Source organism: Streptomyces pilosus (genome assembly GCF_014649835.1).
Taxonomy (GTDB): Bacteria; Actinomycetota; Actinomycetes; order Streptomycetales; family Streptomycetaceae; genus Streptomyces; species Streptomyces pilosus.
Genome location: NZ_BMTU01000006.1, coordinates 275,320 through 298,310, shown reverse-complemented (window position 1 = coordinate 298,310; position 22,991 = coordinate 275,320). Strand labels below are relative to the sequence as shown.

General features: G+C 74.9%; 23 protein-coding genes. 11 read left to right on the top strand and 12 right to left on the bottom strand.

Annotation, left to right across the window (positions count from 1 at the left end):
- Positions 1-110: 110 nt before the first annotated feature.
- A complete protein-coding gene (locus IE118_RS17955; protein ID WP_189558944.1) occupies positions 111-575 on the bottom strand; it encodes a MarR family winged helix-turn-helix transcriptional regulator in 465 nt (154 codons plus the stop codon).
- Positions 576-680: 105 nt separating this feature from the next.
- Between IE118_RS17955 and IE118_RS17950 the strand changes: the two genes are divergently transcribed.
- Both IE118_RS17950 and mltG read left to right on the top strand, forming a co-directional pair.
- The gene (locus IE118_RS17950; RefSeq protein WP_189558943.1) at positions 681-2,483 is read left to right on the top strand and encodes an ABC transporter ATP-binding protein; all 1,803 of its coding nucleotides are present in this window, start codon (positions 681-683) and stop codon (positions 2,481-2,483) included.
- 43 nt (positions 2,484-2,526) lie between these two features.
- Positions 2,527-3,372 (top strand): endolytic transglycosylase MltG, encoded by an 846-nt coding sequence (gene mltG, locus IE118_RS17945; protein WP_189558942.1) that lies wholly within the window; start codon positions 2,527-2,529, stop codon positions 3,370-3,372.
- A 48-nt stretch (positions 3,373-3,420) separates the two neighbouring features.
- Here mltG and IE118_RS17940 read toward each other — a convergent pair whose 3' ends face one another.
- Entirely contained in the window at positions 3,421-4,500 is a 1,080-nt protein-coding gene (locus IE118_RS17940) for an NAD(P)-binding domain-containing protein (RefSeq protein WP_189558941.1), read from the bottom strand.
- Positions 4,501-4,579: 79 nt separating this feature from the next.
- Between IE118_RS17940 and IE118_RS17935 the strand changes: the two genes are divergently transcribed.
- The gene (locus IE118_RS17935; RefSeq protein ID WP_189558940.1) at positions 4,580-5,002 is read left to right on the top strand and encodes a secondary thiamine-phosphate synthase enzyme YjbQ; all 423 of its coding nucleotides are present in this window, start codon (positions 4,580-4,582) and stop codon (positions 5,000-5,002) included.
- Between the two features lie 51 nt (positions 5,003-5,053).
- On the opposite strand, the gene IE118_RS17930 is transcribed toward IE118_RS17935, so the two are convergent.
- On the bottom strand, positions 5,054-7,726 hold the full coding sequence (locus IE118_RS17930; RefSeq protein ID WP_189558939.1) for a helix-turn-helix transcriptional regulator: 2,673 nt from the start codon (positions 7,724-7,726) through the stop codon (positions 5,054-5,056).
- Positions 7,727-7,858: 132 nt separating this feature from the next.
- Between IE118_RS17930 and IE118_RS17925 the strand changes: the two genes are divergently transcribed.
- Positions 7,859-8,350 carry an ATP-binding protein gene (locus IE118_RS17925; protein WP_189558938.1) on the top strand — a complete coding sequence of 164 codons (492 nt, stop codon included), beginning with the start codon at positions 7,859-7,861 and terminating at the stop codon, positions 8,348-8,350.
- Positions 8,351-8,426: 76 nt separating this feature from the next.
- On the opposite strand, the gene IE118_RS17920 is transcribed toward IE118_RS17925, so the two are convergent.
- Positions 8,427-9,263: a universal stress protein gene (locus tag IE118_RS17920; RefSeq protein WP_189558937.1), complete on the bottom strand. Its 837-nt coding sequence runs from the start codon at positions 9,261-9,263 to the stop codon at positions 8,427-8,429.
- A 299-nt stretch (positions 9,264-9,562) separates the two neighbouring features.
- Here IE118_RS17920 and IE118_RS17915 point away from each other — a divergent pair, with 299 nt between their 5' ends.
- On the top strand, positions 9,563-10,033 hold the full coding sequence (locus tag IE118_RS17915) for a cation:proton antiporter regulatory subunit (protein ID WP_189558936.1): 471 nt from the start codon (positions 9,563-9,565) through the stop codon (positions 10,031-10,033).
- 4 nt (positions 10,034-10,037) lie between these two features.
- Entirely contained in the window at positions 10,038-11,288 is a 1,251-nt protein-coding gene (locus tag IE118_RS17910) for a cation:proton antiporter (protein WP_189558935.1), read from the top strand.
- A 59-nt stretch (positions 11,289-11,347) separates the two neighbouring features.
- On the opposite strand, the gene IE118_RS17905 is transcribed toward IE118_RS17910, so the two are convergent.
- Positions 11,348-12,418, bottom strand: coding sequence for a DNA polymerase III subunit beta family protein (locus IE118_RS17905; RefSeq protein WP_189558934.1), 1,071 nt, complete (start codon positions 12,416-12,418; stop codon positions 11,348-11,350).
- Positions 12,419-12,614: 196 nt separating this feature from the next.
- Here IE118_RS17905 and IE118_RS17900 point away from each other — a divergent pair, with 196 nt between their 5' ends.
- Positions 12,615-12,923, top strand: coding sequence for a hypothetical protein (locus tag IE118_RS17900; protein WP_189558933.1), 309 nt, complete (start codon positions 12,615-12,617; stop codon positions 12,921-12,923).
- Here the strand turns inward: IE118_RS17900 and IE118_RS17895 are convergent.
- Entirely contained in the window at positions 12,889-13,377 is a 489-nt protein-coding gene (locus IE118_RS17895; protein WP_189558932.1) for a hypothetical protein, read from the bottom strand. The two genes, IE118_RS17900 and IE118_RS17895, sit on opposite strands and share 35 nt — an antisense overlap.
- Positions 13,378-13,603: 226 nt before the next feature.
- Positions 13,604-13,996, bottom strand: a complete 393-nt coding sequence (locus IE118_RS17890; protein WP_189558931.1) for a DUF5997 family protein — start codon at positions 13,994-13,996, stop codon at positions 13,604-13,606.
- Between the two features lie 58 nt (positions 13,997-14,054).
- Between IE118_RS17890 and IE118_RS17885 the strand changes: the two genes are divergently transcribed.
- Positions 14,055-14,837, top strand: coding sequence for a LysR family transcriptional regulator substrate-binding protein (locus IE118_RS17885; protein WP_189558930.1), 783 nt, complete (start codon positions 14,055-14,057; stop codon positions 14,835-14,837).
- Between the two features lie 39 nt (positions 14,838-14,876).
- On the opposite strand, the gene IE118_RS17880 is transcribed toward IE118_RS17885, so the two are convergent.
- From IE118_RS17880 to IE118_RS17870, 3 genes are all read right to left on the bottom strand, one after another.
- Positions 14,877-15,626 carry a DUF4142 domain-containing protein gene (locus IE118_RS17880; RefSeq protein WP_189558929.1) on the bottom strand — a complete coding sequence of 250 codons (750 nt, stop codon included), beginning with the start codon at positions 15,624-15,626 and terminating at the stop codon, positions 14,877-14,879.
- Between the two features lie 384 nt (positions 15,627-16,010).
- The gene (locus tag IE118_RS17875; RefSeq protein ID WP_189558928.1) at positions 16,011-16,706 is read right to left on the bottom strand and encodes an HAD family hydrolase; all 696 of its coding nucleotides are present in this window, start codon (positions 16,704-16,706) and stop codon (positions 16,011-16,013) included.
- Between the two features lie 19 nt (positions 16,707-16,725).
- The gene (locus IE118_RS17870; RefSeq protein ID WP_189558927.1) at positions 16,726-17,202 is read right to left on the bottom strand and encodes an Lrp/AsnC family transcriptional regulator; all 477 of its coding nucleotides are present in this window, start codon (positions 17,200-17,202) and stop codon (positions 16,726-16,728) included.
- A gap of 191 nt (positions 17,203-17,393) precedes the next feature.
- Between IE118_RS17870 and IE118_RS17865 the strand changes: the two genes are divergently transcribed.
- Positions 17,394-18,881 carry an FUSC family protein gene (locus IE118_RS17865; protein ID WP_189558926.1) on the top strand — a complete coding sequence of 496 codons (1,488 nt, stop codon included), beginning with the start codon at positions 17,394-17,396 and terminating at the stop codon, positions 18,879-18,881.
- A 79-nt stretch (positions 18,882-18,960) separates the two neighbouring features.
- Entirely contained in the window at positions 18,961-19,995 is a 1,035-nt protein-coding gene (locus IE118_RS17860; RefSeq protein ID WP_189558925.1) for a lactonase family protein, read from the top strand.
- A gap of 76 nt (positions 19,996-20,071) precedes the next feature.
- Here IE118_RS17860 and IE118_RS17855 read toward each other — a convergent pair whose 3' ends face one another.
- Positions 20,072-20,992 carry a sirohydrochlorin chelatase gene (locus IE118_RS17855; protein ID WP_189558924.1) on the bottom strand — a complete coding sequence of 307 codons (921 nt, stop codon included), beginning with the start codon at positions 20,990-20,992 and terminating at the stop codon, positions 20,072-20,074.
- Between the two features lie 84 nt (positions 20,993-21,076).
- Positions 21,077-22,084: an N-acetylglucosamine kinase gene (locus IE118_RS17850; RefSeq protein ID WP_189558923.1), complete on the bottom strand. Its 1,008-nt coding sequence runs from the start codon at positions 22,082-22,084 to the stop codon at positions 21,077-21,079.
- Positions 22,085-22,197: 113 nt separating this feature from the next.
- On the opposite strand from IE118_RS17850, the gene IE118_RS17845 reads away from it, so the two are divergent.
- Positions 22,198-22,875: a uracil-DNA glycosylase gene (locus IE118_RS17845; protein WP_189558922.1), complete on the top strand. Its 678-nt coding sequence runs from the start codon at positions 22,198-22,200 to the stop codon at positions 22,873-22,875.
- Positions 22,876-22,991 lie beyond the last annotated feature (116 nt).

Below are 22,991 nucleotides of genomic sequence, written 5' to 3'. Positions count from 1 at the left end.
AGCAGCAAACCGTGACAGGTTGACGCCGTCGCGCACGACGAGGCAAACGGTTTTCCCCCGCACCGCGCGGAACCGGCTGTCCCGCCGGCCCGGACGTCACCCCACGGGCCTCACGCGGACACCTCACGGCACGGCGGGGCGGTACTCCCGTCGACCAGGGTGTCCAGCAACGCGCCCAGCGCCTCGCGCTGGTCCCCGCCCAGCGGGGCCAGGATCTCCTCCGCGGCCGCCCTGCGCGCCGCGTGCAGCTCTCGCAGCGCCGCACGCCCGTCGTCGGTGAGCTCGATGCGGATCACCCGCCGATTGGCCGGATCCGGCACCCGCCGCACCTTGCCGCTCGCCTCCAGCCCGTCGACCAGCGTGGTGACGGCCCGCGGAACCACCTCCAGCCGCTCGGCCAGATCCGCCATGCGCGGCGGCGAGCCGTAATGCGCCAGCGTGCGCAGCAGCCGGGACTGCGCCGGGGTGACTCCGAGCTCACGCCCCTCCAGATGGCGCTTCTGGATGCGGTGCACCCGGCGGGTGAGCCGAAGCAGCTGCTCGGCCAGCAGGCCGTCGGGATCGGGGGCGGTCATGCGGGAACAATATCAGGATGACGTTCATTGTGAATATAGGTAACAATGAGCTGGATTCCGATCGGCCCGGGGCACCTCCTCCGGGCGTCCGTCCCGAAGGAGACCATGCACCCCGATCACCGACCGGAGTGGACCCCGCCCGCCGGCGCCGAGGAGCAGCCCCGGCAGGTGCGGCGCATCCTGGGACTCTTCCGCCCCTACCGGGGCCGCCTCGCCGTCGTCGGCCTGCTCGTCGGCGCCGCCTCGCTGGTCTCGGTCGCCACCCCGTTCCTGCTCAAGGCCATCCTCGACGTCGCCATCCCGGAGGGCCGCACCGGGCTGCTCAGCCTGCTCGCGCTCGGGATGATCCTCGGCGCGGTCCTCACCAGTGTCTTCGGCGTGCTGCAGACGCTGATCTCCACCACGGTCGGGCAGCGCGTCATGCACGACCTGCGCACCGCCGTCTACGGGCGGCTCCAGCGCATGTCCCTCGCCTTCTTCACCCGCACCCGCACCGGTGAGGTCCAGTCGCGCATCGCCAACGACATCGGCGGCATGCAGGCCACCGTGACCTCGACGGCGACGTCCCTGGTCTCCAACTTCACCAGCGTGGTCGCCACCGTCGTCGCGATGCTCGTGCTGGACTGGCGGCTGACCACCGTGTCGCTGGTGCTGCTGCCGGTCTTCGTCTGGATCAGCCGCCGCGTCGGCGACGAACGCAAGAAGATCACCACCCGGCGCCAGAAGCAGATGGCCGCGATGGCCGCCACCGTCACCGAGTCCCTCTCCGTCAGCGGCATCCTGCTCGGCCGCACCATGGGCCGCTCCGACTCCCTGACCCGCACCTTCTCGGAGGAGTCCGAACGGCTGGTGGACCTGGAGGTCCGCTCCAGCATGGCCGGCCGCTGGCGCATGGCCGTCATCACGATCGTCATGGCCGCGATGCCGGCGGTCATCTACTGGACGGCCGGCATCGCCCTGCGGACGGGCGGCCCCGAGGTCTCCATCGGGACCGTCGTCGCCTTCGTCTCGCTCCAGCAGGGCCTGTTCCGCCCGGCCGTGAGCCTGCTGTCCACCGGCGTGCAGATCCAGACCTCGCTCGCGCTGTTCCAGCGGATCTTCGAATACCTGGACCTCCCCGTCGACATCACCGAACGCGAGGAACCGGTGCGTTTGGACCGGATCAGGGGAGAGGTCCGCTTCGAGGACGTCACCTTCGGCTACGACGGCAAGGGCGGCCCCGTCCTCGACGGCATCGACATCACCGTCCCCGCGGGCGGCAGCCTCGCCGTCGTCGGACCGACCGGCGCGGGGAAGTCCACGCTCGGCCATCTGGTGCCCCGGCTGTACGACGTCACCGGCGGCAGGGTCACCCTCGACGGGGTCGACGTCCGCGACCTCGACTTCGACACGCTGGCCCGCGCGGTCGGTGTCGTCTCCCAGGAGACCTACCTCTTCCACGCCTCCGTCGCGGAGAACCTGCGCTTCGCCAAACCGGACGCCACCGACGACGAACTGCACGCGGCGGCCCGGGCCGCCCAGATCCACGACCACATCGCCTCCCTGCCGGACGGGTACGACACGGTGGTCGGCGAGCGGGGGCACCGCTTCTCCGGCGGTGAGAAGCAGCGCCTGGCGATCGCCCGCACCATCCTGCGCGACCCGCCGGTCCTCGTCCTCGACGAGGCGACCAGCGCCCTCGACACCCGGACCGAGGCCGCCGTCCAGCGGGCCGTCGACGCGCTGTCGGCCGACCGGACCACGATCACCATCGCCCACCGGCTGTCCACCGTGCGCGGCGCCGACCAGATCGTGGTCCTCGACTCCGGCCGCGTGGTCGAACGCGGCACGCACGGGGAGCTGCTGGAGCGCGACGGACGCTACGCGGCCCTTGTCCGCCGGGACGCCCGACTGGAGCCGACAAGATGAAGATATGCCGGGTTTGTGGCGTTGTGCGGGTTACCGTGCCCGCATGCAGACCAACACTCCGTCACGGAACACGATCCGACTGACGCGCCGGGGCCGGTTCGCCCTCGCGACGCTCGGGGCCGTCGTGGCCGGCACCGCCGTGGCGGTGCCGCTGCTGATCATGGACGGCGACGAGGAGAAGCGCCCGACCGCCCTGATCGTCCCGGAGGGCTGGCGGGCGAGCCAGGTGTACGCCGCCATCGACAAGACCCTCGACCTGCCCGCGGGCACCACGAAGAAGTCCCTCGCCAAGGCGGACCTGAAACTGCCGAACGAGGCCGAGGGCAATCCGGAGGGCTACCTCTTCCCGGCCACCTATCCGCTCCAGGAGAAGCCCACCCCGCAGAAGCTGCTGGCGCGGATGGTCGAGGCGGCCGACAAGAAGTTCAACGGAGCCCCGATCGCGGCCGGCGCGCAGCGCAACGCGATGAACGTCTACCAGGCGGTCACCGTCGCGAGCATCGTCCAGGCCGAAGCCGCCACCCGGGCGGACATGGGCAAGGTGGCACGGGTGATCTTCAACCGGCTGGAGCGCGGGATGCCGCTGCAGATGGACTCGACCGTCAGCTACGCCCTGAACCGCTCGACGCCCGGCACGACGAAGGCCGACACCGAGGTGGACAGCCCCTACAACTCCTACCGGCGCATGGGGCTGCCGCCCACCCCGATCGACAATCCCGGCGAGGAAGCGGTGCGCGCCGCCATCAGCCCCACCCCGGGCGACTGGCTCTACTTCGTCACCGTCAAGCCCGGCGACACCCGCTTCACCGCCGACTACGCGGAGCACGAACGCAACGTGGCCGAGTCCCACGCCCAGCGGAAGACGGCGCAGGCCACGGCGGAGAAGTGAGCCCCTCATGTGGTGCGCCTTCCAGGGGCCGCCGAACCGACCACGCCGTCAGGCCGCGGCCGGCTCCTCCCGTGCCGGCAGCCGCCCGATGTCCCGCACCGCCGCGCGTCCCGCCCGGTTGGCGCCGATGGTGCTCGCCGAGGGGCCGTAGCCGACCAGGTGGACGCGCGGGTCGGCGACCGCCCGCGTGCCCTCGATCCGGATGCCGCCGCCGGGCTCCCGCAGCCGCAACGGGGCGAGGTGGTCGACGGCGGGCCGGAAGCCCGTGGCCCACAGGATGACGTCGGCCGCCACCCGCCGCCCGTCCTCCCACTCCACGCCGTCCGGTGTGATCCGGTCGAACATCGGCTGCCGGTCGAGCACGCCGTCAGCCAGACCCCGCCGGATCGCGTCGTTGAGCGGAAGCCCCGTCACCGAGACGACACTGCGCGGCGGCAGCCCCTGCCGCACCCGCTCCTCGACGAGCGCCACGGCCGCCCGCCCGGCCTCCTCGTCGAAGGGCCCCTCACGGAAGACGGGGGCCCGCCGGGTCACCCACGTCGTGGCCGCGGCGTACGGGGCGATCTCCAGCAGGTGCTGGGTGCCCGAGGCGCCGCCGCCGACCACGATCACCCGCTGCCCGGCGAACGCCTCGGGACCCGGGTACTGCGCGGTGTGCAACTGCCGCCCCCGGAAGGTCTCCTGGCCCCGGTAGCGCGGCCAGAACGGCCGGTCCCAGGTGCCGGTGGCGCTGATCAGCGCCCGTGTCGCCCAGGTGCCGTCCGAGGACTCCACCGACAGCCGGCCCCCGGGGCCCTCCCGCACCGCCCGCACGTCCACCGGCCGCCGCACCCGCAGACCGAAGGTCCGCTCGTAGCGGGCGAAGTACTCGCCGATCACCTCGGAGGAGGCCCGCGCCGGGTCGGCGCCGGTCAGCTCCATGCCGGGCAGCGCGTGCATCCCGTGCACCTTGCCGTACGTCAGTGAGGGCCAGCGGAACTGCCAGGCGCCGCCGGGCGCGGGGGAGTGGTCCAGCACCACGAAGTCGCGGTCCGGCTCCAGCCCGGCCCGCCGCAGGTGGTAGGCGCTCGACAGCCCGGCCTGCCCCGCCCCGACGACGACCACCTCGACCTCGCGCATGTCGTTCACATTTCTACCAACGCGTCGGAGGCCGCGGATCTTCCCGTCGCTCCCGCACACCGCCCGCCGCGTCCGCCAGGATGGGGGCATGTCCGATGCCTTCACCACCCGAGTCCTGAACGTCACCACCGGTTCCGGCGAGCGGATCGCCGACCTCACCGGCGACTGCGAGTCCTTCCTGCGGGAGACGGCGGCCGGCCGCGACGGTCTGCTGCACGTCTTCGTGCCGCACGCCACGGCGGGGATCGCCGTCATCGAGACCGGCGCCGGCAGCGACGACGACCTGCTGGCCGCCCTGCACACCCTGCTGCCCGCCGACGACCGCTGGCAGCACCGGCACGGCAGCCCCGGCCACGGCCGCGACCACGTCCTGCCCGCGCTCGTACCACCCCACGCGACCCTCCCGGTGGTCGACGGACGGCTGGAACTGGGCACCTGGCAGTCGGTGTGCCTGGTCGACACCAACAAGGACAACCCCGACCGTCAGGTGCGGCTCAGCTTCCTGGGCTGACTGCGGCCGGCGCGCCCGGGGCGACGGGAGCGCCACCGCGCGGCCCCACCGTCAGTCCGAAGCCGGTTCCAGCGCCCCGGCGAGCTGCTGGCGGGAGTGCACCCCGGTCTTCTGCAAGGCCCGGGCGACGTGCTGCTCCACCGTGCGCGGGGACAGGTGCAGGGTCGCGGCGATCTCCCGGTTGGACATGCCCGCCGCGGCGAGTTCGGCGACCTCCCCCTCCCGGGGCGACAGCACGTCGCCGTACCGCGGGCGGCCCGGCGGCCGGCGTTCCGCGGCCGGCTGGTGGCGGCGCAGTTCGGCGCGGGTGCGGGCGGCGTCCCAGGTCGCGCCGAGGGCGTCGAAGACCGCCGCGCAGTCGGCGAGGGCGGCCACCGCGGAGGCGTCACCCTCCTCGCGGGCGAGGGCGGAACGGGCGGCGGCCGCGGAGGTCAGGGCCGCGTGGTAGGGCCGGGGCAGTTCCCGGTAGGCGGCGGCGCTCCCTCCGTAGCGGGCCGCGGCCTCCGCCGGCTGCCCGGTGTGCTCGGCGAGGACCCCGAGGGTCCAGGAGAGAGCGGCGTCGGCCGACGGCGCGTCACGGCCCTCCAGTCCGGCGGCGAACTCCTTCGCCCTCGCCTCCGCGGCGGCGGTGTCCCCCGCCCTCAGGGCCGCCTCCACCGCCCAGGGGGCCAGTTCGGCCCCCCAGGCCCAGATGCCCTTCGCGCGCAGACGCCCCCACGCCGCCTCCGCCTCGGCGGCCGCTCCCGGGACGTCGTCGTGCGCGAGCGCGAGCCGGACCAGCGCACCGGAGACCGTCGCGGAGATCGGCACCGGGCCGGTGTCCAGACCGGCCGCGCCGGGCCCGGTCAGCTGGTCCAGGGTGTCGGCCCACTCCCCGCGGGCCAGCGCCAGCAGCCCCAGGACCATCCGGGCGTCGGAGGCGAGGTAGGGCATGTCGCCGGACTCCTCGACGAAGGCACGGCACCGCTCCGCGAGCCCCGACCAGCGGCCGGTCGCCCAGTCGACGACGAGCGCGCAGCCCCGGCCGGTCTGCTCGGCGTAGGCGGCACCGCTGCGGGCGGCCAGCTCGACACCCTCGGCGAGCAGGGCACGCGACCTGTCGTAGTGGCCCAGCCACACCACCGCGTCCGCCGCGTTGCACAGCCCCCGGGAGGTCTGCTGGCGGCAGCCGATCAGCTCGCTGTCGCGGGGCAGCCGGTCGATGAGCGGCCAGGCCGCGGGATCACCGCCGTTGAGCAGGACGCTCACCCGGTTCGCGGCCACCGCCGCCCGCACCACCGGGTCGCCCGACTCCTCCGCCACCGACACGGCCCGCTCGATCCAGGCGACGTTCTCGGCGAAGGACGCGTCGGGCCCGTACGGCATGGCCAGCGCCGACATCGCCCGGGCCAGCGGGACGGGCTCCCCGGCCAGGTCCTCCACCGCACGGGCGAGTTCGTCCCGCCCCTCCATGACCTCGCCCATCTGGTTGCACAGCAGCAGTCCGAGGTCCAGCCGGATCTCCCCGCGCGCGGCCGGCGGCAGACCGGGGTCGGCCACGATGTGCCGCAGCACCTTCAGCGTCTCGTCGGAGCGCAGCCCCACCACGGCACAGCGGGCCAGCAGCCGTGCCGCCCGGGCACGGGCCTGCTCGGGCACCGGACCGGTGGCGAGCGCCGACTCCAGCAGACCCACGGCGCGCTGCTGCTCCCCGGCGTCCTCCAGTTGCAGGGCCGCCCGCTCCACGGCGTGCAGCCAGCCCCGCTCGTCGCCGCACGCCCGGCGGTGGCCGGCCACCCGCTCCCACGGAACGGGCTGGCGCCTGGTGAGCAGTTGCCCGGCCCGCCGGTGCAGCTCCTCGGACGCCGGACCGGTCACCACGCGGCGGACCGCGGCCGCGGCGAGCGGTGAGCCGAAGCCGTACCGGCCGTCGCCGCGGTCCTCGAGCACGGCGGCGCGCAGGGCCGCGGCCAGGGCGTCGGCGCCGGCCCGTCCGGGGAGACCGGCCACGACGGCGAGGTCGCGGGAGGTGGCGGGCTCGTCGAGGACGGCGGCGGCGCAGACGATCCGTCGGTGCTCCTCCGGCACGGCGGCCGTGCGCCGCAGCGTCAGGACGTCCAGCCGGGGAGGGATCCCGAGCCGGTCGAGGCCGAAGGAGGGCGGCCGGCCGACGGTGACCGGGCCCGCCACCAGAAGGTCGAGCAGGTCCGCCACGGTCTGGGCGACACCGCCGGAGAGGCGGTGCAGGGCGGCGGCCAGCCCCGGCGGGCAGCGGTCCGCGCCCAGGGCGGCGACCGCCATCCGCTGCACCTCGGCGAGGCCGAGCGGCCCCAGTACGTGCCGTACGACGGTGAGGCCGGCGGGGAAGTCGGTCCCGGCTCCGAGGACGAGTCCCGGCGCCTCGAGCTCCTCGGGGCGGTAGCTGAGCACGCACGCGAAGCGGGTGGGCGGCGCGGCGAGCAGGGCACGCAGCCGGCCGGTCTCCTCGGCGGACGCCCGGTGCACGTCCTCCGCGACGAGGAGCCCGGGTTCGGCACCGGGCGGCGCCCCGCCGGGCGACGTCCGCCGCACCGGGCCGGCCGCCACCGCGGCGAGCCGCTCCACCAGACGGGTCTTGCCCGTGCCCGCCGCGCCCTCGACCAGCAGCACCACCGGCCGGCCGGCGCCCTCCGGGTCGAGTGCCGCGGCGAGCCGTCCGCGCAGGGCTCTCCCGGCGCCGTCGGCCCTCCCGGCGCTGTGCGGCATGGTGCGTCACCCCGTTCCACGCGTCTTCCCGGTTGTTTGCGTATCCGTACTCAGTCTGCCCTGATTGCCGTTCGCCCCGGGAGACGGGCAGCGTGGAACCCGCAAGGCCGGCCGCGCAGAAGGGAGCCCGGCATGTCATACCTGAGGGGGCCGCATCCGGCCGGGACGGTCCTGGAGGCGGCCGGACCGGATGCGGGGGACGGGCGGCACAGGCCGGCACCGCCGCCGCACGCCGGCGGGTTCCTGGTGGCGGCCGTCCTTCCCGCGTCCCCGGGAGCGGTGCCCCGGCTGCGGCGGCTCGCCCGGGCGGTGGTGAACAGCCACCGGCTGCCCGAAGCGGTAGAGGAGGCGCTCACCGTGATCGTCAGTGAGCTGGCCACCAACGTCGTGCTGCACAGCGGCAGCCCCGACCTGGAGGTGATGTTCCAGGTCGATGGCGCCGCCCTGACGGTGGGGGTGCGCGACGGCGGACGCTGGCGGCAGCGCGCCGCGCCCCGCTGCGAACCCGCCGACATGGATGCCCCGTTCGGCCGGGGCCTCGCCCTGGTCGACGCCTACGCGGTGGAGACCTCGGTGCTCAGGTCCGCGCACGGCACACTGGTCCGCGCCGTGATCGCCCTCTAGGACGGCGCGGAGACCCGGCGCGCCCGCGACCCGCGACCCGCGACCGCCCCCGGCGCTCACCGGTGCCCGTGCGGCCTCACCGCTCGGCGCGGACCACGGTGACCGGGCAGTCGGCGTGGTACAGCAGCGCCTGGCTGACCGAGCCGAGCAGCATCCCGGCGAAACCACCGTGTCCCCGGGCCCCGGTCACCACCAGCTGGGCCTCCCGCGACGCGTCGAGCAGGGCGTGGCGCACCCGGGCCCGCTCGAGGCGCAGCTCCACCGCCACTCCCGGACGCCCCGCCCGCCAGGGCGCCACCGCTTCCTCCAGCAGCCGCTCGTGCCGCTCCCGGAGCCGGTCGAGGTCCACCACCACGGTCGGCGGATCACCCGGACCCTCGTACGGCGTCGGTTCGCTCCAGGTGTTCCACACGTGCATCGCGACCAGGGGCGCCCCGCGCAGCGCGGCCTCGTCGAAGGCGAAGGCCGCGGCGGCCGCGCCGGCCGGCGATCCGTCCACGGCGAGCAGAACCGGTCCCCCCGGATCCTCCCGGCCGCGGACCACCATCAGCGGGCCGTGCCCGTGCGCCGCCAGCTGCACCACCGTCGACCCCAGCAGCAGGGCCCCGAACCCGGTGTGGCCGCGCTCGCCGACCACCGTGAGCACCGCGTGCCGCGACTCGCTCCGCAGCACCGTCAGCGTCTCGCCCGAGGCCACGGTCCGGGCCGTCTCCAGCCCCGGCACCCGGTCGTGAGCACGCTGCTCCGCCCGCGCCAGCACCCCGTGGATCATCGGGTCCAGGTCGGCCGGGCGGCTGAAGGCGTGCACGATGCGCAGCTGCGCGCCGCGCAGCCGCGCCTCGTGCGCCGCGACATCCACCGCGGCGAGACTGGACGGCGAACCGTCCACTCCCACGATCACCGTGTCGTCCACTTCGCACTCCCGTCCCGCGGCGCGCGTCCGAGTACCCACGGCACGGGCCCCGTACGCGTCATCGCGCTGTCCGGGCGGAGGGCCTTCCAGCTGCGGAAAGACGGTCTCCGCCGACATCTTTTCCGGCGTTGCGGCGCCCTGTCCATCCGTGGCGACACCCATGTTCCGGCCGTTTGGCGGGATGGCACCATTACCCCCGTGGGGGTCGTTCACCAGTGCCGCGGCGCGGCCGGTCGGGCACCTCGCACGGGACGACATCAGAAGAATCGGGAAGGGGACGGGCTGTGCCTGCTCCACGGATGAGCGCGACGCCGCTGCCGGGCATCGGCGTGAAATACGACCTCACCACGCGTGAGCACGAGCACCTGTCCGTGATCGCGCACCGCGACGGTGCCCGCACGGTCAACGTCTACCGCTCCGACGACCCGGACGCCTGCGCCCGGTCGCTGCGCCTGACCGTCGCCGAGTCGGCCGCGCTCATCGACGCGCTGATGCCCGCCCACCACAGCCCCAACCTGCTGCACACCACCGACCTGGGACTGGTCGCCGAGCGCATCGAGCTGTCCTCCGTCTCGCACTGGAACGGGCGGCTGCTGGGCGAGACCCGGATGCGCACCGACACCGGTGTGTCCATCGTGGCCGTGCTGCGGCGGGCGGAGGCGATCCCGTCCCCCGCGCCGGACTTCCGGCTCGCCGGAGGGGACACGCTGATCCTCATCGGCACCCGCGAGGGCATCGACGCCGCCGCCGCGATTCTCGGGCGGGAGTGAGCGAGTGCACTCTTCCGCGATCTTCCTGATCGAGTTCGGCGCGATCATCCTCGGCCTCGGCCTGCTGGGCCGCCTCGCCGGACGCCTCCAGTTCTCCCCGATCCCCCTCTACCTGCTGGCCGGCCTCGCGTTCGGCGAAGGCGGGCTGCTGCCGCTCGGCGCGAGCGAGGAGTTCGTGGCGATCGGCGCCGAGATCGGCGTCATCCTGCTGCTGCTCATGCTCGGCCTCGAGTACACGGCCAGTGACCTGGTCTCCAACCTCAAGACCCAGTACCCGGCCGGCCTCGTCGACATGGCGCTGAACGCCCTGCCCGGCGCGGCCCTGGCACTGCTCCTCGGCTGGGGCCCGGTCGCCGCCGTCGTCCTGGCCGGCGTCACCTGGATCTCCTCCTCCGGCGTCATCGCGAAGGTGCTCGGCGACCTCGGACGGCTCGGCAACCGGGAGACGCCGGTCATCCTCAGCATCCTCGTGCTCGAGGACCTGGCGATGGCCGTGTACCTGCCGATCATCACCGCCCTGCTGGCCGGTGTCAGCCTCGCCGCGGGCAGCGTCACCCTGGCCATCGCGCTCGGCGTCGCCGGACTCGTGCTGTTCGTCGCCGTGCGCTACGGACGGGTCATCTCCCGGTTCGTCTCCAGCGACGACCCGGAGAAGCTGCTGCTGGTCGTGCTGGGGCTCACCCTGCTGGTCGCGGGTCTGGCCCAGCAGCTCCAGGTGTCGGCCGCCGTCGGTGCCTTCCTGGTCGGCATCGCCCTGTCCGGCGAGGTCGCCGAGGGCGCGCACAACCTGCTCGCGCCGCTGCGGGACCTGTTCGCCGCCGTCTTCTTCGTCTTCTTCGGACTGCACACCGACCCGCAGTCCATCCCGCCGGTGATCCTTCCCGCCTTCGCGCTGGCCGTCGTCACCGCGCTGACGAAGATCGCCACCGGATACTGGGCCGCCCGCCGCGCCGGTATCTCCCCCAAGGGCCGCTGGCGGGCGGGCGGCACGCTGGTCGCCCGCGGCGAGTTCTCCATCGTCATCGCGGGCCTCGCGGTCACCGCCGGCATCGAGCCGGAGCTCGGCCCGCTGGCCACCGCGTACGTCCTGGTCCTGGTGGTGCTCGGACCGCTGACCGCCCGCTACACCGAGCCCCTCGCGCTGGCCCTGACGGCGCGCCGCACGGCCGGGGCGGACAGGGTGCCCGCACGGAGCGCCACGCCGCCGGCCGCGGAGACCCTCGAGCCCGTGGAGGACCGCGGCGTCGAACGCTAGACGCCGGTGCCCCGTCCGTCCGGCCGGGACGGACGGGGCACCGTGCGCCGAGCGGCCTCCTAGTTCTCCAGCCGCACCGGCATCAGGAGCGAGAAGGTGCCCGCGTCGTCCGGCCGGCGCACGGCGAGGGGCGCCGTCGGGCCGCCCGACTCCAGGACCAGCCGGTCGCGGGCTCCCGCGGCCAGCGCATCCAGCAGGAACGCGCGGTTGACGGCGATCAGGCCGTCACCGGCCGCCCCCTCCCCGGCGACGGTGACCGCCCCGTCGTCCGCCACCGCCAGCACGGTCAGGTCGCCCGCGGCCTCCTCCTGCTCGCGCACGGGACCCGTGCGCACCGCCTCACGGAACCCCGGCACGTCCACGACGGTGCGCCGCCCCGCCGGGAGACGGACCAGCCGCCGGTAGTCGGGAAAGTCGTGGCCGAGGCACGGACCGGCCGTCTGCCGGTCCCCGGCCTCCAGGGTCACCCGGTCACCGTCCACGGAGAGCCGCGCCTCCCGGTCACCGTCCAGCAGCGCGCGCATCGCGTCGGCGAGCGGAAGCGGCACGGTGACCTGCGCGCGCGGCCCGTCGTACCCGTCGGCGGGGGTGCGCGCCACGGCCATCCGGTACCGGTCGGTGGCCACGACGTGCAGCGCGCCGTCGTCGATGTCGAAGTGGACACCGGCGAGCACCGGCAGCTCCGGGTCGGCGCCGGCCGCGAACCGGACCGCGTCCAGCGCGGCGGCCAGATCCGGGCCGGAGAGGGACAGCCGGACGGCGGTGTCGGTGCGGAGCGAGGTCATGGGGTTCTCCCTGTGGTCCAGTAGGGCTCGGAGTGCGGAGAACTCCGCGCGGGCACCGGACAGCCCCCGTTCCAGGCGGCGCAGATGCGCCCGGAGGAGCTGCCGTACGAGATCGGTGTCGGCGCCCGCCCAGCCGGCCAGGACCAGCCGGATGTCCGCCAGCGGCATGCCGGCCCGGCGCAACCGGGCCAGCAGCAGGGCCTCGTCGAGCTGCCCGGGCGCGTACCAGCGGTAGCCGCTCACCGGATCGACCCGGTCGGGGACCAGGACGCCGGCCCGGTCGTAGAACCGCAGGGCGCTCACGCCCAGCCCGCTCTCCCGGGCCATCTCGCCAATGCTGCGCATCTCGTTCTCCACACCCGGAACACTGGTCCCTCGACAAGGTCGAGGGTCAACCCCGGCCCGGCGCCCGTTCCGTTCCGCGCTCCGGACGCCTCGCCCTCCCCGGCGGTCACCGCCGTGCGGGTGACGGCTTCACCCCGCCGGGCGGACCCGCAGCCACCGGGCGTACCACCGGCGCACGAGGGCGCGTTGCCCCGGCATGGACAGCACTGGGACGGCGCGGCGCCTCCTCGGGCCCGGCACCGCGCGCCGGCTGTACGCCGAACTCACCAGCGGGTACGCGGGACACACCCCCATCTACACGGAGCTGGTCGCCGAGTGGCGGGCCAGGGGGCACACCGTCCCGGGGCAGCACCGCGACGGCCTGTGGGCCTCCTTCGCCGCCCCGACCGTGAGCGGGCGCGCCACCGTCCTGCCCGTGCCCTTCCTCGTCCCGTCACCCCTCCTCGGGCCGCCGGCCGGGGACGAGCCGCTCACCAGCCGTCCGGCCCCGCAGGCTCCGCGCTGACCGGTGCCAGCACGGCGAGCGTGCCGGTCGCCCCGCGCAGGGCGCGTTCCAGCGGGACGGGGGAGTGCAGGGTGCCGGTGCCGTCCGGCGGGACGAGCCACTCCAGCCGTCCCGCGGGCCGGTACGGCGGCGGTACGGCGACCCAGGACCCCCTGCCGACGTGCCGCACGCCGAACCCCACCCACTCGCTGACCGGGTCGGGCGGCAGGAAGAAGCCCACTCTGCGGGCCGTGACGTCCACCAGCGTGGGCCCGGGCGCCTTCAGCGGGTCGCGCCACAGGATGTCCAGGGCGAGCAGCCCGAGCCGTTCGGGCACGCTGAGCACGTCCCAGTACCGGCCCGCGGCGAGCAGTGCGGTCCCCTTCCCGTGATCCCACTCGCGCTTGCACTCCTGCGGGTCCGTGGCCGCCGCGGCCAGCCACTCGACGGCTTGCTTCCACATGACGCTGTGCATGTCCCCACCCCGGGCGCGGTCGGCCGCGCCGCTGCGGGCGCGTGCGGTACGGGCGCCATGCTCGTAGATATTTCTATCCACCGGAAGGGTGGCGCGGGCTGGCGTTTCCGCCCGCCCGCGGGCCGGTGCGATCTCCCCCGGAGACGCGAACGCCCCCGGAGACGCGAACGCCCCCGGGGCCGGGAGAGCCGGCCGGGGGCGTCCGCGGCGGAGGGCACGGACAGGCTCAGCCGTCCCGCTGCGCGCGCTCGGCGTTCCGCTTCTTGATGCGCACGGTCTCCTTGCGGACCTCGGCCTGGGTGGCACGCTCCCGCTCCAGCCACTCGGGGCGCTCCTCCTTGAGCGCCTCGATCTGCTCGGTGGTCAGGGCCTCGGTGACCCCTCCGCGCGCGAGCCCGGCGATGGACACGCCCAGCTTCGCGGCGACCACCGGCCGGGGGTGCGGACCGTCGCGCCGCAGGTCCCGCAGCCACTGCGGCGGGTCCGCCTGGAGCGCGTTCAGCTCGGCGCGCGAGACGACGCCCTCCCGGAAATCGTCGGGGGTGGCCTCGAGGTACACACCCAGCTTCTTCGCCGCGGTCGCGGGCTTCATCGTCTGGGTGCTCTGGTGTTGCGTCATGGCGTCCAGGGTATCGAGCGTGTGCGCGACCGCCGACCACGGCCGGTAACCTGGCCAGGTGACAGGCTCGGAAGTCTCCCCCTCGTTCCGGCTCGTGTACGTACCCGGCGTGATGCCCGGCAAATGGGTGCGCATCTGGAACGAGCGGCTGCCCGGCGTCCCGCTGGACCTCACCCAGGTGTCCGCGGCCACGGCGCAGGGACTCCTGCTGGGCGGCGACGCCGACGCGGGTCTCGTCCGGCTGCCCGTGGACCGTACGGTGCTCAGCGCGATCCCCCTCTACACCGAGCAGACGGTCGTCGTCGTGCCGAAGAACCACCTCCTGACGGCCGCCGACGCCCTCACCCCGGAGGACCTGGCCGACGAGATCGTCCTGCACCCCCTCGACGACGTGCTCGCCTGGGACAGCCTGCCCGGCCGGCCCGCGCTGGAACGGCCCGCCACCACGGCGGACGCGGTCGAGCTCGTCGCGGCCGGAATCGGTGTGCTGGTGGTGCCGCTGTCCCTGGCCCGTCTCCACCACCGCAAGGACCTCACCCACCGGCCGCTCGAAGCGGCCCCCGTGTCGGACGTGGCGCTGTCCTGGCCCGAGGCGGCGACGACGGACCGGGTGGAGGACTTCATCGGGATCGTCCGCGGCCGGACCGTCAACAGCACCCGCGGCCGCCCGCAGCAGCCGGCGCAGGAGAAGAAGCGCCAGCGGGCCGGGACCGATCCCGGCCGGCGCCGGCAGCAGTCCGGCGCCGGCTCCCGCAAGTCCGGCGGGTCCGGCGGCCGGGGCCGGGGCACCGGAGGCGCGACGAAGAACCCGCGGCGGGGCAGGCCCCGCCGCGGGTCGTGACCGTCCGGAACCGCCCCGGCCGACCGTCCGGCGCCGTCCCTACTTCACCGTCGAGGACGGTGTGGGCGCCGGGGACACCGTGTTGAGGTCCTCCAGTCCCTTGGGGATCTCCAGCACGAGGACCGGGGCCCCTGCCTGCGGCGCCGGCGGGGTCACCTGCTCCTGAGGCATCTTGGGCGGGCTGGTCTGCTGGAAGTTGACCTGCTCGTGGTTGACCAGCCCCGTCTTCTCCAGCACGGTGATGTGGTCGAGCACCGTGTCGTTGGCCTGGTCGGCGAGCTGCCGCACGAGGGTGTTCCTGGTGTTGGCCCGGATGTTCGCGATGGCGGGGAAGATCTGCCCGTGCGTCACGCGCATGATGTTCACCGCCGTGGAGTCGAACTCCTTGCCGTTGGTGGCCCGGATGGTCTCCACGAAACCCTGCTGCTGCGGTGAGGCCTGGTTCGGCAGCGTGATGCCGAGCTCCAGGGAGATCCTGCGGCAGGACGCGTCGAGCCGCCCGTGACCGACGACCAGGTGCTCGCCCGCCTCCTTCATTTCCGGCGTCGTCCCCCGCTCCATCGCCAGCAGTCCCAGGGGGTGCTCCCACAGCCCGGCCGCGCGGACCTTGACCACGAAGTCGCGGTCCGCCTCGGTCAGCGGGCCGTAGTTGGTGTTGGCCACCACCCGGTCCGGCTTGGTCGACGTGTTCTGAACGCCCAGCATGGTGGGATAGGCGAGCGCGGTGAGGGTGAGAATCATGGCTCCGCCCACGAACGCGGTTCCTGCCGTGCTGCGCGAGATGCGCATCGTGCCTCCTGGGATCGAACGGCCCAACAGCAGGAAGTACGGACGCGGGACGCGAGACAATCACCGTTCGGGAAAGAATTTTCGGACCCGCTCGACGGGCGTGGCCGGGCCGCCGGGCCGTGTTCACCGCTCGGGCGCCGCCGGCCGGCCGCGGCGGACCGGCCGCCACCCAGCCGTCCGGCATCGGCCGCACGGGCGTGACCAGCACTTCCTCGCCGCGGTTGGGTGCGCAGGCCCGGATCGCGTCCGGCAGCGCGACGCCGACGTCCCGGGCGGGGGCCGCGCCGCCGGAGCCGGACGTGCCGGAGATCACAGCCCGCGGCGGGGGCCGCCGGGGCGCCGGTCCGGGCAGGCCGTACGGGCGGGCGCGGCGGCCGGCGGCGGTCAGGAGCGGCGGGCGGACTCCGCCAGCCAGACGTGGGCCGCCCGCGCCGTGAACTCCTCCTGCCCGCCCCGCACCAGCAGCGCGGCGGTGGCGAACTCCGGCGCGCCGGCCTGAGCGGCGACATAGGGGACGGCGATGCAGCGCATCCCGGCGGCGTGCGCGGCGGCGGCGCCGGGGGCCGCGTCCTCGACCACCACACAGTCGGCCGGATCCGCGCCGAGCCGGCGCGCCGCCTCCAGGAAGACGTCGGGAGCCGGCTTGCCGTGGGCCACCTCGTCGGCCGAGACCACGGTCCGCACCAGCGCGTCCAGGCCCGTGCCGGACAGGATCGCGCCGATCGCCTCCGGCGTCGACCCCGACGCCACGGCCATCGGCACCCCGTCGGCCGCCAGCAGCTCGACGAACGCGCGCATCTCGGGAAAGACCCGGGTCGAGGCGCCGGCCAGCTTCAGGTAGTGGCGGTTCTTCACCTCGACCAGCTCCTCCACCGGGGCGGACAGGCCGTACCGCCGGCGCCAGTCAGCGACCGTCTCGCGCGTGCTGATGCCGACGTACCGCTCGTGCTCGGCCCAGGAGAACTCCGGAACCCCGTACTCGGCGAGCGTGCGCCGGCCCGCCTCGTAGTAGTTCGGCTCGCTGTCCACGAGCGTTCCGTCGAGATCGAAGAGGACCGAGAGGCCGCCGAGGGTGCTCATGGGGACAGCATCGCAGGCGTCACTTCCGCACCGTCCGGCCGACCGACTCCACCAGCGGCAGCAACCGGTGCGGGACGCGCTCGCGCAGTGCCACCTCACTGCGGGTGCGGACCACCCCCGGCAGACTGATCAGCTTCTGGACCACGTCCTCGAGATGGGCGTTGTCGCGCGCCACGACCCGGGTCAGCAGGTCCCCGCCGCCGGTGATGGAGAAGGCCTCCACGATCTCCGGCACGGCCGCCAGGGCGTCACCCACCTCGTCCAGGTGCCCCTGGGTGACCTCGATGTGCACGAACGCCAGCACGGGGTGGCCCAGCGCGGCGGGGGAGAGGGCGGGTCCGGTGCCGGTGATCACCCCCTCGCGCTCCATCCGGTCGAGCCGGGCCTGCAGCGTGCCGCGGGCGACGCCGAGGATCCGCGCGTACTCCCGCACGCTGGTGCGCGGCTGTTCCAGCAGCAGCCGCAGGATGCGGGTGTCCAGTTCGTCCACGGCCATGAGGTCCCCGTCCCGGTGTCGGCCATTGGCCCGGCGATGGCCGGACGATTTCCGAGATCACTGTACCAATGGCGCACTCGCGCGGCGGCCTGTTGAGCCACTGGTGGTAAAGATGCTGATATGGAGAGGTCGATGGCGCTGCGGACCTCCGCGGCGCCTTTCTCATGCCACGGATCAGGGGGCGGCAAGCAGTGCTGAAGAGGGTGTTCATGGCGCCGGACCCGGGCCGGGTGCGGCTGCGCTTCGCCGCGCGGGCCGTGCTCGGCATCGGGCTGGCGGTCGTCGTCTGCGGCCTCGCCGGGCACACGCTCACCGGTGTCGTCACCGGCGGGCTCGCCGCGCTGCTCGCCCTGTTCACCGTCACCGACCCCACCGTCCGCGGACAGGCCGTCACCACGGCCCTGCTGCCCGCCGCCGGCCTGCCCGTGCTCGCCGCCGCGGCCCTGCTCCACGACCAGCCGGTCGCCCGCGACCTCACCTTCCTCGCCGTGGTCGGGCTCGGCGTGTACGCGCGGCGCTGGGGCCCGCGCGGGCACAGCCTCGGGGTCTTCGCGTTCATGACGTACTTCGTGGCGCAGTTCCTGCACACGAGGCCGGACCAGCTGCCCGAGCTGTACGCCTCCGTCCTGCTGTCCGTGCTCGCGGCCGCCGCGGTGCGCTTCGGAGCCTGGTGCTACGAGCGCCGGCTGCCCCCCGTCGCCGTACCCGCGCCGCCCGCCGGCACCGGACTGGCCCGGGTGACCACCCGCCAGGCCGTCCAGGCGACCGCCGGAGCGGGCTTCGCCCTGGTCGTCGGCCAGCTGGTGTCCGGCCAGCGCTGGTACTGGGCGGTCGGCGCCGCCTGGTGGGTCTTCGTCAACACCACCTCGCGCGGCGAGACCCTGGTACGCGGCTTCCGGCGCGTGCTGGGCACGTTCATCGGCATCGGGCTCGCGCTCCTCGTCGCCGTCCCCGCCCACGGCGACGGGCCGGTCACCGCGATGGTCGTCGCCGTCTGCGTCTTCGGCATCTTCTACACGGCCGCCGTGTCCTACACGTGGATGATGCTCTGGGTGACCGTGCTCGCCGCCATGCTCTACGGCCTCCTGGGCGTCCTGACCCCCGGGCTGCTGGCGCTGCGGCTGGTGGAGACCGGCGTCGGCGCGCTGGGGGCCGCGCTGGCGGTGGCGTTCGTCCTGCCCGTGACCACGCACAGCATCACGGACGTCTGGATCCAGCGGGCGCTGCGCTGCGTCCACGCGTGCACCGCGGAGGCCGCCGCGCGGCTCGCCGGGACCGCGGACGCCGACCCGGCGCCCGCGGTGGCGGAGCTGGAGCAGCTGCTGGCCCGGGTGCGCCTGTCCGTCGCCCCGCTGGTGCACCCGCTGAACCCGGCGCTCGCCCGCAAGCGGCGCGCCCGCCGGGTGCTCGACCTGCTCGACGACTGCGCCCGCGAGGTCCGCGGCCTCGTCACCGTGGCCGCCGATCCCGAGGCCTCGCACGACGCCCGGCTGACCGCCGCCTGCCGGCGGGTGGAGGCCGCGGTCGAGGCGCTCACCGCAGGCCGCGCCATCGAGGTGCGGACCGCGCCGGCGGAGGCCGGACCCGCCCTGGCCCACCTCCACGGCCTGGAGCGGGCCCTCGCCGAACTCGCCGCGCCCCTGCGCGCCCCGTCCCGCTCCCCGCTGGTCGGTGCCTGACCCGCGGACGCCCGTCGGGCCCGGCCGGTGATCGGCTGTTACCGTCACCCCGGTCGGCATCGCAGGAGAGGGGACAGCCGTGGCGGACGGCGTACGACGGGCGTTCATCGGGTCGTTCACGGCGGCGGGGGGCCCGGGCATCGTCACCGCGGCCGTCGCCCCCGGCACGGGCGCGCTGACCCGCCTCGGAGCCCTGAACGCCGTACCCGACCCGTCCTGGCTGACCCTGTCGGCCGACGGCCGCACGCTGTACGCGGTCAGTGAGACGGCGGAGGGCGCGGTGGCCGCGTTCCGCGTCACCGGGGACGGCCCGCGGCCGGCCGGGCGCGAGGTCCCGGTGGACGGCAGCGGGCCGACCCACCTCGGTCTCTTCGCGGGGCACGTCCTCACCGCGAACTACGGCTCCGGCAGTGTCAGCGCCGTCCCGGTGCGGGAGGACGGCACCCTCGCGGCGTCCGTCTCCGGGGTCCTCAGGCACAGCGGTTCCGGCCCCCATCCGCAGCGCCAGCAGGGCCCGCACGCCCACCAGGTGCAACCCGACCCGAGCGGCCGCTGGGTCGTGAGCGTCGACCTCGGCACGGACTCGGTGCGGGTGTGCGCGCTGACCGACGGCACCCTTGTCCCGCACCGGGAGACGGCCCTGCGCCCGGGCTCGGGACCGCGGCACCTGGCCTTCCACCCCGCCGGTGCGCACGCCTACGTCCTCAACGAGCTCGCCCCGACCCTCGTCGTGTGCCGCTGGGACGCCGCCGCCGGGGCGCTGAAGCCGCTCGCCGAGGTCCCGGTGCTGCCCGGCGCCCCGGCGGGCGACGCCTACCCCTCCGGGGTGGCCGTCTCGGCCGACGGCCGCTTCCTGTGGACCGCGACCCGGGGCGAGGACGTCCTGTCCGTGTTCGGGGTGGAGGAGCGGGGTGCCGCGCTGACCCCGCTCACCACGGTGTCCTGCGGCGGTCACTGGCCCCGCGCCCTCACGGTGGCCGACGGCGTCCTGTACGTCGCCAACGAGCGTTCCGGGGACGTGACCTGGTTCGCGCTCGACCCGGGCAGCGGGGTGCCGCGGCGCGGCGGCTCGCTCCCGGTGCCGGCCGCGTCCTGCGTCGTGGTCACCGGCTGACCGTGCCGGACACGACGAAGGGCCCGCCCCGTTCCCGGGGCGGGCCCTTTCGGCGTCCTGCGTGAGCCGGTCCGCGTCAGCGGGCCGGGGTGTTCTGCGCCTGCTGCGGGGCGATGCCCAGGGCGGTCGTGTACTTGGCCAGGGCCAGCTTGCCGATCGCCGGGTACGGGCCGAGCGCCTCGGCGGCGGGGCAGCCCGCCTCCCTCGCGGCCTCCTCCAGCAGACTCGCGTCGATCTCCGGGCCGATCAGGTACGGCGCGAGCGCCAGCTGCTGCGAACCGGAGCCGCGCAGCTGCTCGGCCACGGAGGCGATGGAGCCCTCCTGGTCCAGGGCCGCCGCCATCACCGGCACGGCGAGGCGCGCGGCGAGCAGCATGCCGGTGATCCCGGCCGCCTGCACGGCCTCGTCACCGCCCACGGAGGCCAGGATGATGCCGTCCGCGGCGGTCGCCACGGTGAACAGCCGGGCACGGTCGGCGCGGGCCAGACCGGCCTCCGACAGCCGTACGTGCAGCGCCTCGGCGAGCAGCGGGTGCGGGCCCAGCACGTCGGTCAGCTCGGCGGCGACCCTGCTCTCCATCACGGCCTGGCGGATCCGGCGCAGCAGCGCGCTGTCCGGGCCGGCCAGCAGGGGCACGACGACGGCCACGGGACCGTCGGGCTCCTTGACGTCCATACCGGCGGCGCGGGCCTGCTCGAAGCGGGCCGCGCGCTCCTCGGCCGCGTGCGCGAGCACGGACGCCAGCGAGGCGAACTCCCCGTCACCGTCGAGGTAGCCGATCCGGGCGTCCAGACCGGGCAGCTCGGAACGGGCGATGCTCACGACCTCTTCCGCGAGCGAGCGGGTGGCACTGCTGGGCGCACCCGGCACGGCGAGGACGAGCGCGGGCGCGTCCTCGGGAGCCACCAACGGCTCGGGACGGCGGTGCCGCCCGGGCTGGCGGGGGCGCGGCATTCGTACGGGCAGGCCGGACGCGGGCCCAGTGGGGGTGCTCATGTTGCGGCATGTTAGTGCTTTCCCGGGTCCCCCTGTTCGGGGAGGGGGCAGGTGAGCGGTATCCGTCCGGTTTTGTCTGATGAGTTACGTACGGGTGTCGGCCGCGCGCGCGACGTCCCCGCCCGCCGGGCCCGTGACGCGCAGCATCGTCGGGTCGTCCGGGAGGGAGAACGCGCCGGTGGTCAGGTCCTCCGCGATCCGCACCGCCCCCGTGAGGGGGTCCCCCTCGGCGACGACCCGCCGTGCCCCGGGGAGACGTCGCGCCAGTTCCTCCTCCACCGGGACGAGCAACGCGTCCCCCATGCGGAACAGGCCCCCGGTGAGGCCGACCGCCGGCTCGCCCCGCGCCGGGCACACGGCCGCCGCTGAGTCGGCCATGTGCCGGGCCGCCGCCCGCAGGATGTCCGCGGCGACCGGATCACCGCCGGCCGCGCACTCACCCACCCGCGGCGCGAAGGACGCGAGCACGGCGGGCCGGTCGGTTCGCGGATACAGCCGGCCCGGCAGTCCGGTCAGGGGCCCGAAGACCTCCTCCGCGCTCGCCCTCAGCCGCGCCGAGCCGCCCTCCCTGCCGTCGTGGGCGCGCAGCGCCGCCTCCAGGCCGGCCCGCCCGATCCAGGCGCCGCCGCCGCAGTCGCCGAGCAGATGACCCCAGCCGTCCGCCCGGCGCCAGCCCGTCAGATCGGTGCCGGTCGCCACGAGGCCCGTGCCCGCGGCGATCACCGCTCCCGGCCGGGCCCCCAGCGCACCGACGTACGCGGTGACCGCGTCGGCCGCCAACGCCAGCCGCCGCACCCCCAGTTCACGAGCGAGCGCGTCCGGCAGCCCCGCGCGCAGGGCGTCCCCCAGGCCGGCCATCCCGGCCGCGCCGACGACGGCCGTCCGCAGTCGCCCGGCCCCGGCTTCGGCGCACAGCGCCCGCGCCATGGGCACCAGCTGTTCCATGAGGTGCCCGGGGTCGATGCCCCGCGTCCCGGTCCGTACCGGTACGTCCGAGGCGGCCCGGGCGAGCGGGCCCCGCCCCGCCTCCCCGACGACGACCCGCAGGCCGGAACCGCCGGAGTCCACGGCGAGGTAACCGGACTCGGTCAACGGACTCACCCTCCCTCTGCGGTGCGACGACGACGAACAGTAGCGTCCGGGGCGGGCCCGGTCCGGGAACGGCCGGGTGTGAGCCGGGGCCCCGTTGTCGCTAGAGTCCGTGCGTGGCACCAAGACCTTTGCATGAACTGGTGGAAGCGGGCTGGGCGAAGGCCCTCGAACCGGTGGCCGACCGCGTCGCGGCGATGGGGGACTTCCTGCGCGCGGAGATAGCGGCGGGGCGCACCTACCTGCCCGCGGGCGCCCACGTCCTGCGCGCCTTCCAGCAACCCTTCGACGACGTGCGGGTCCTGATCGTCGGTCAGGACCCCTATCCGACGCCCGGCATGGCCATCGGGCTGAGCTTCGCGGTGGCTCCCGAGGTGCGGTCCCTGCCGGGCAGCCTGGAGAACATCTTCCGGGAGATGCACTCCGACCTGGGCCTGCCCAGGCCGTCGAACGGCGACCTGACCCCGTGGACCGAACAGGGCGTGCTGCTGCTCAACAGGGCGCTGACGACCGCTCCCCGCAAACCGGCCGCCCACCGGGGCAAGGGCTGGGAGGAGGTCACCGAGCAGGCGATCCGTGCGCTGGCGGAGCGCGGGAAGCCCCTGGTGTCCATCCTGTGGGGGCGGGACGCCCGCAACTGCCGTCCGCTGCTCGGCGACCTTCCGGCGATCGAGTCGGCCCACCCGTCCCCGATGTCGGCCGACCGCGGCTTCTTCGGTTCCCGCCCCTTCAGCCGGGCCAACGACCTGCTGGTCCGCCAGGGCGCGCAGCCGGTGGAGTGGCGCCTGCCCTGACCCGGGGACGTGGGCGTCTCCCTGGTCCCCGCCCGGCGGGTCCGGGCCGCCGGCCGGGCGACCGGCCTCCGCGGGCCCACCGGGCCTCCGGCCGGCAGACAGGCGGCCGGGGGCCC

Coding starts and splice junctions, on each gene's coding strand:
- IE118_RS17955 (WP_189558944.1), bottom strand. CDS start 575: ATGACCGCCCCCGATCCCGACGGCCTGCTGGCCGAGCAGCTGCTTCGG.
- IE118_RS17950 (WP_189558943.1), top strand. CDS start 681: ATGCACCCCGATCACCGACCGGAGTGGACCCCGCCCGCCGGCGCCGAG.
- mltG (WP_189558942.1), top strand. CDS start 2,527: ATGCAGACCAACACTCCGTCACGGAACACGATCCGACTGACGCGCCGG.
- IE118_RS17935 (WP_189558940.1), top strand. CDS start 4,580: ATGTCCGATGCCTTCACCACCCGAGTCCTGAACGTCACCACCGGTTCC.
- IE118_RS17930 (WP_189558939.1), bottom strand. CDS start 7,726: ATGCCGCACAGCGCCGGGAGGGCCGACGGCGCCGGGAGAGCCCTGCGC.
- IE118_RS17925 (WP_189558938.1), top strand. CDS start 7,859: ATGTCATACCTGAGGGGGCCGCATCCGGCCGGGACGGTCCTGGAGGCG.
- IE118_RS17915 (WP_189558936.1), top strand. CDS start 9,563: ATGAGCGCGACGCCGCTGCCGGGCATCGGCGTGAAATACGACCTCACC.
- IE118_RS17905 (WP_189558934.1), bottom strand. CDS start 12,418: ATGCGCAGCATTGGCGAGATGGCCCGGGAGAGCGGGCTGGGCGTGAGC.
- IE118_RS17900 (WP_189558933.1), top strand. CDS start 12,615: ATGGACAGCACTGGGACGGCGCGGCGCCTCCTCGGGCCCGGCACCGCG.
- IE118_RS17895 (WP_189558932.1), bottom strand. CDS start 13,377: ATGCACAGCGTCATGTGGAAGCAAGCCGTCGAGTGGCTGGCCGCGGCG.
- IE118_RS17890 (WP_189558931.1), bottom strand. CDS start 13,996: ATGACGCAACACCAGAGCACCCAGACGATGAAGCCCGCGACCGCGGCG.
- IE118_RS17880 (WP_189558929.1), bottom strand. CDS start 15,626: ATGCGCATCTCGCGCAGCACGGCAGGAACCGCGTTCGTGGGCGGAGCC.
- IE118_RS17875 (WP_189558928.1), bottom strand. CDS start 16,706: ATGAGCACCCTCGGCGGCCTCTCGGTCCTCTTCGATCTCGACGGAACG.
- IE118_RS17870 (WP_189558927.1), bottom strand. CDS start 17,202: ATGGCCGTGGACGAACTGGACACCCGCATCCTGCGGCTGCTGCTGGAA.
- IE118_RS17855 (WP_189558924.1), bottom strand. CDS start 20,992: ATGAGCACCCCCACTGGGCCCGCGTCCGGCCTGCCCGTACGAATGCCG.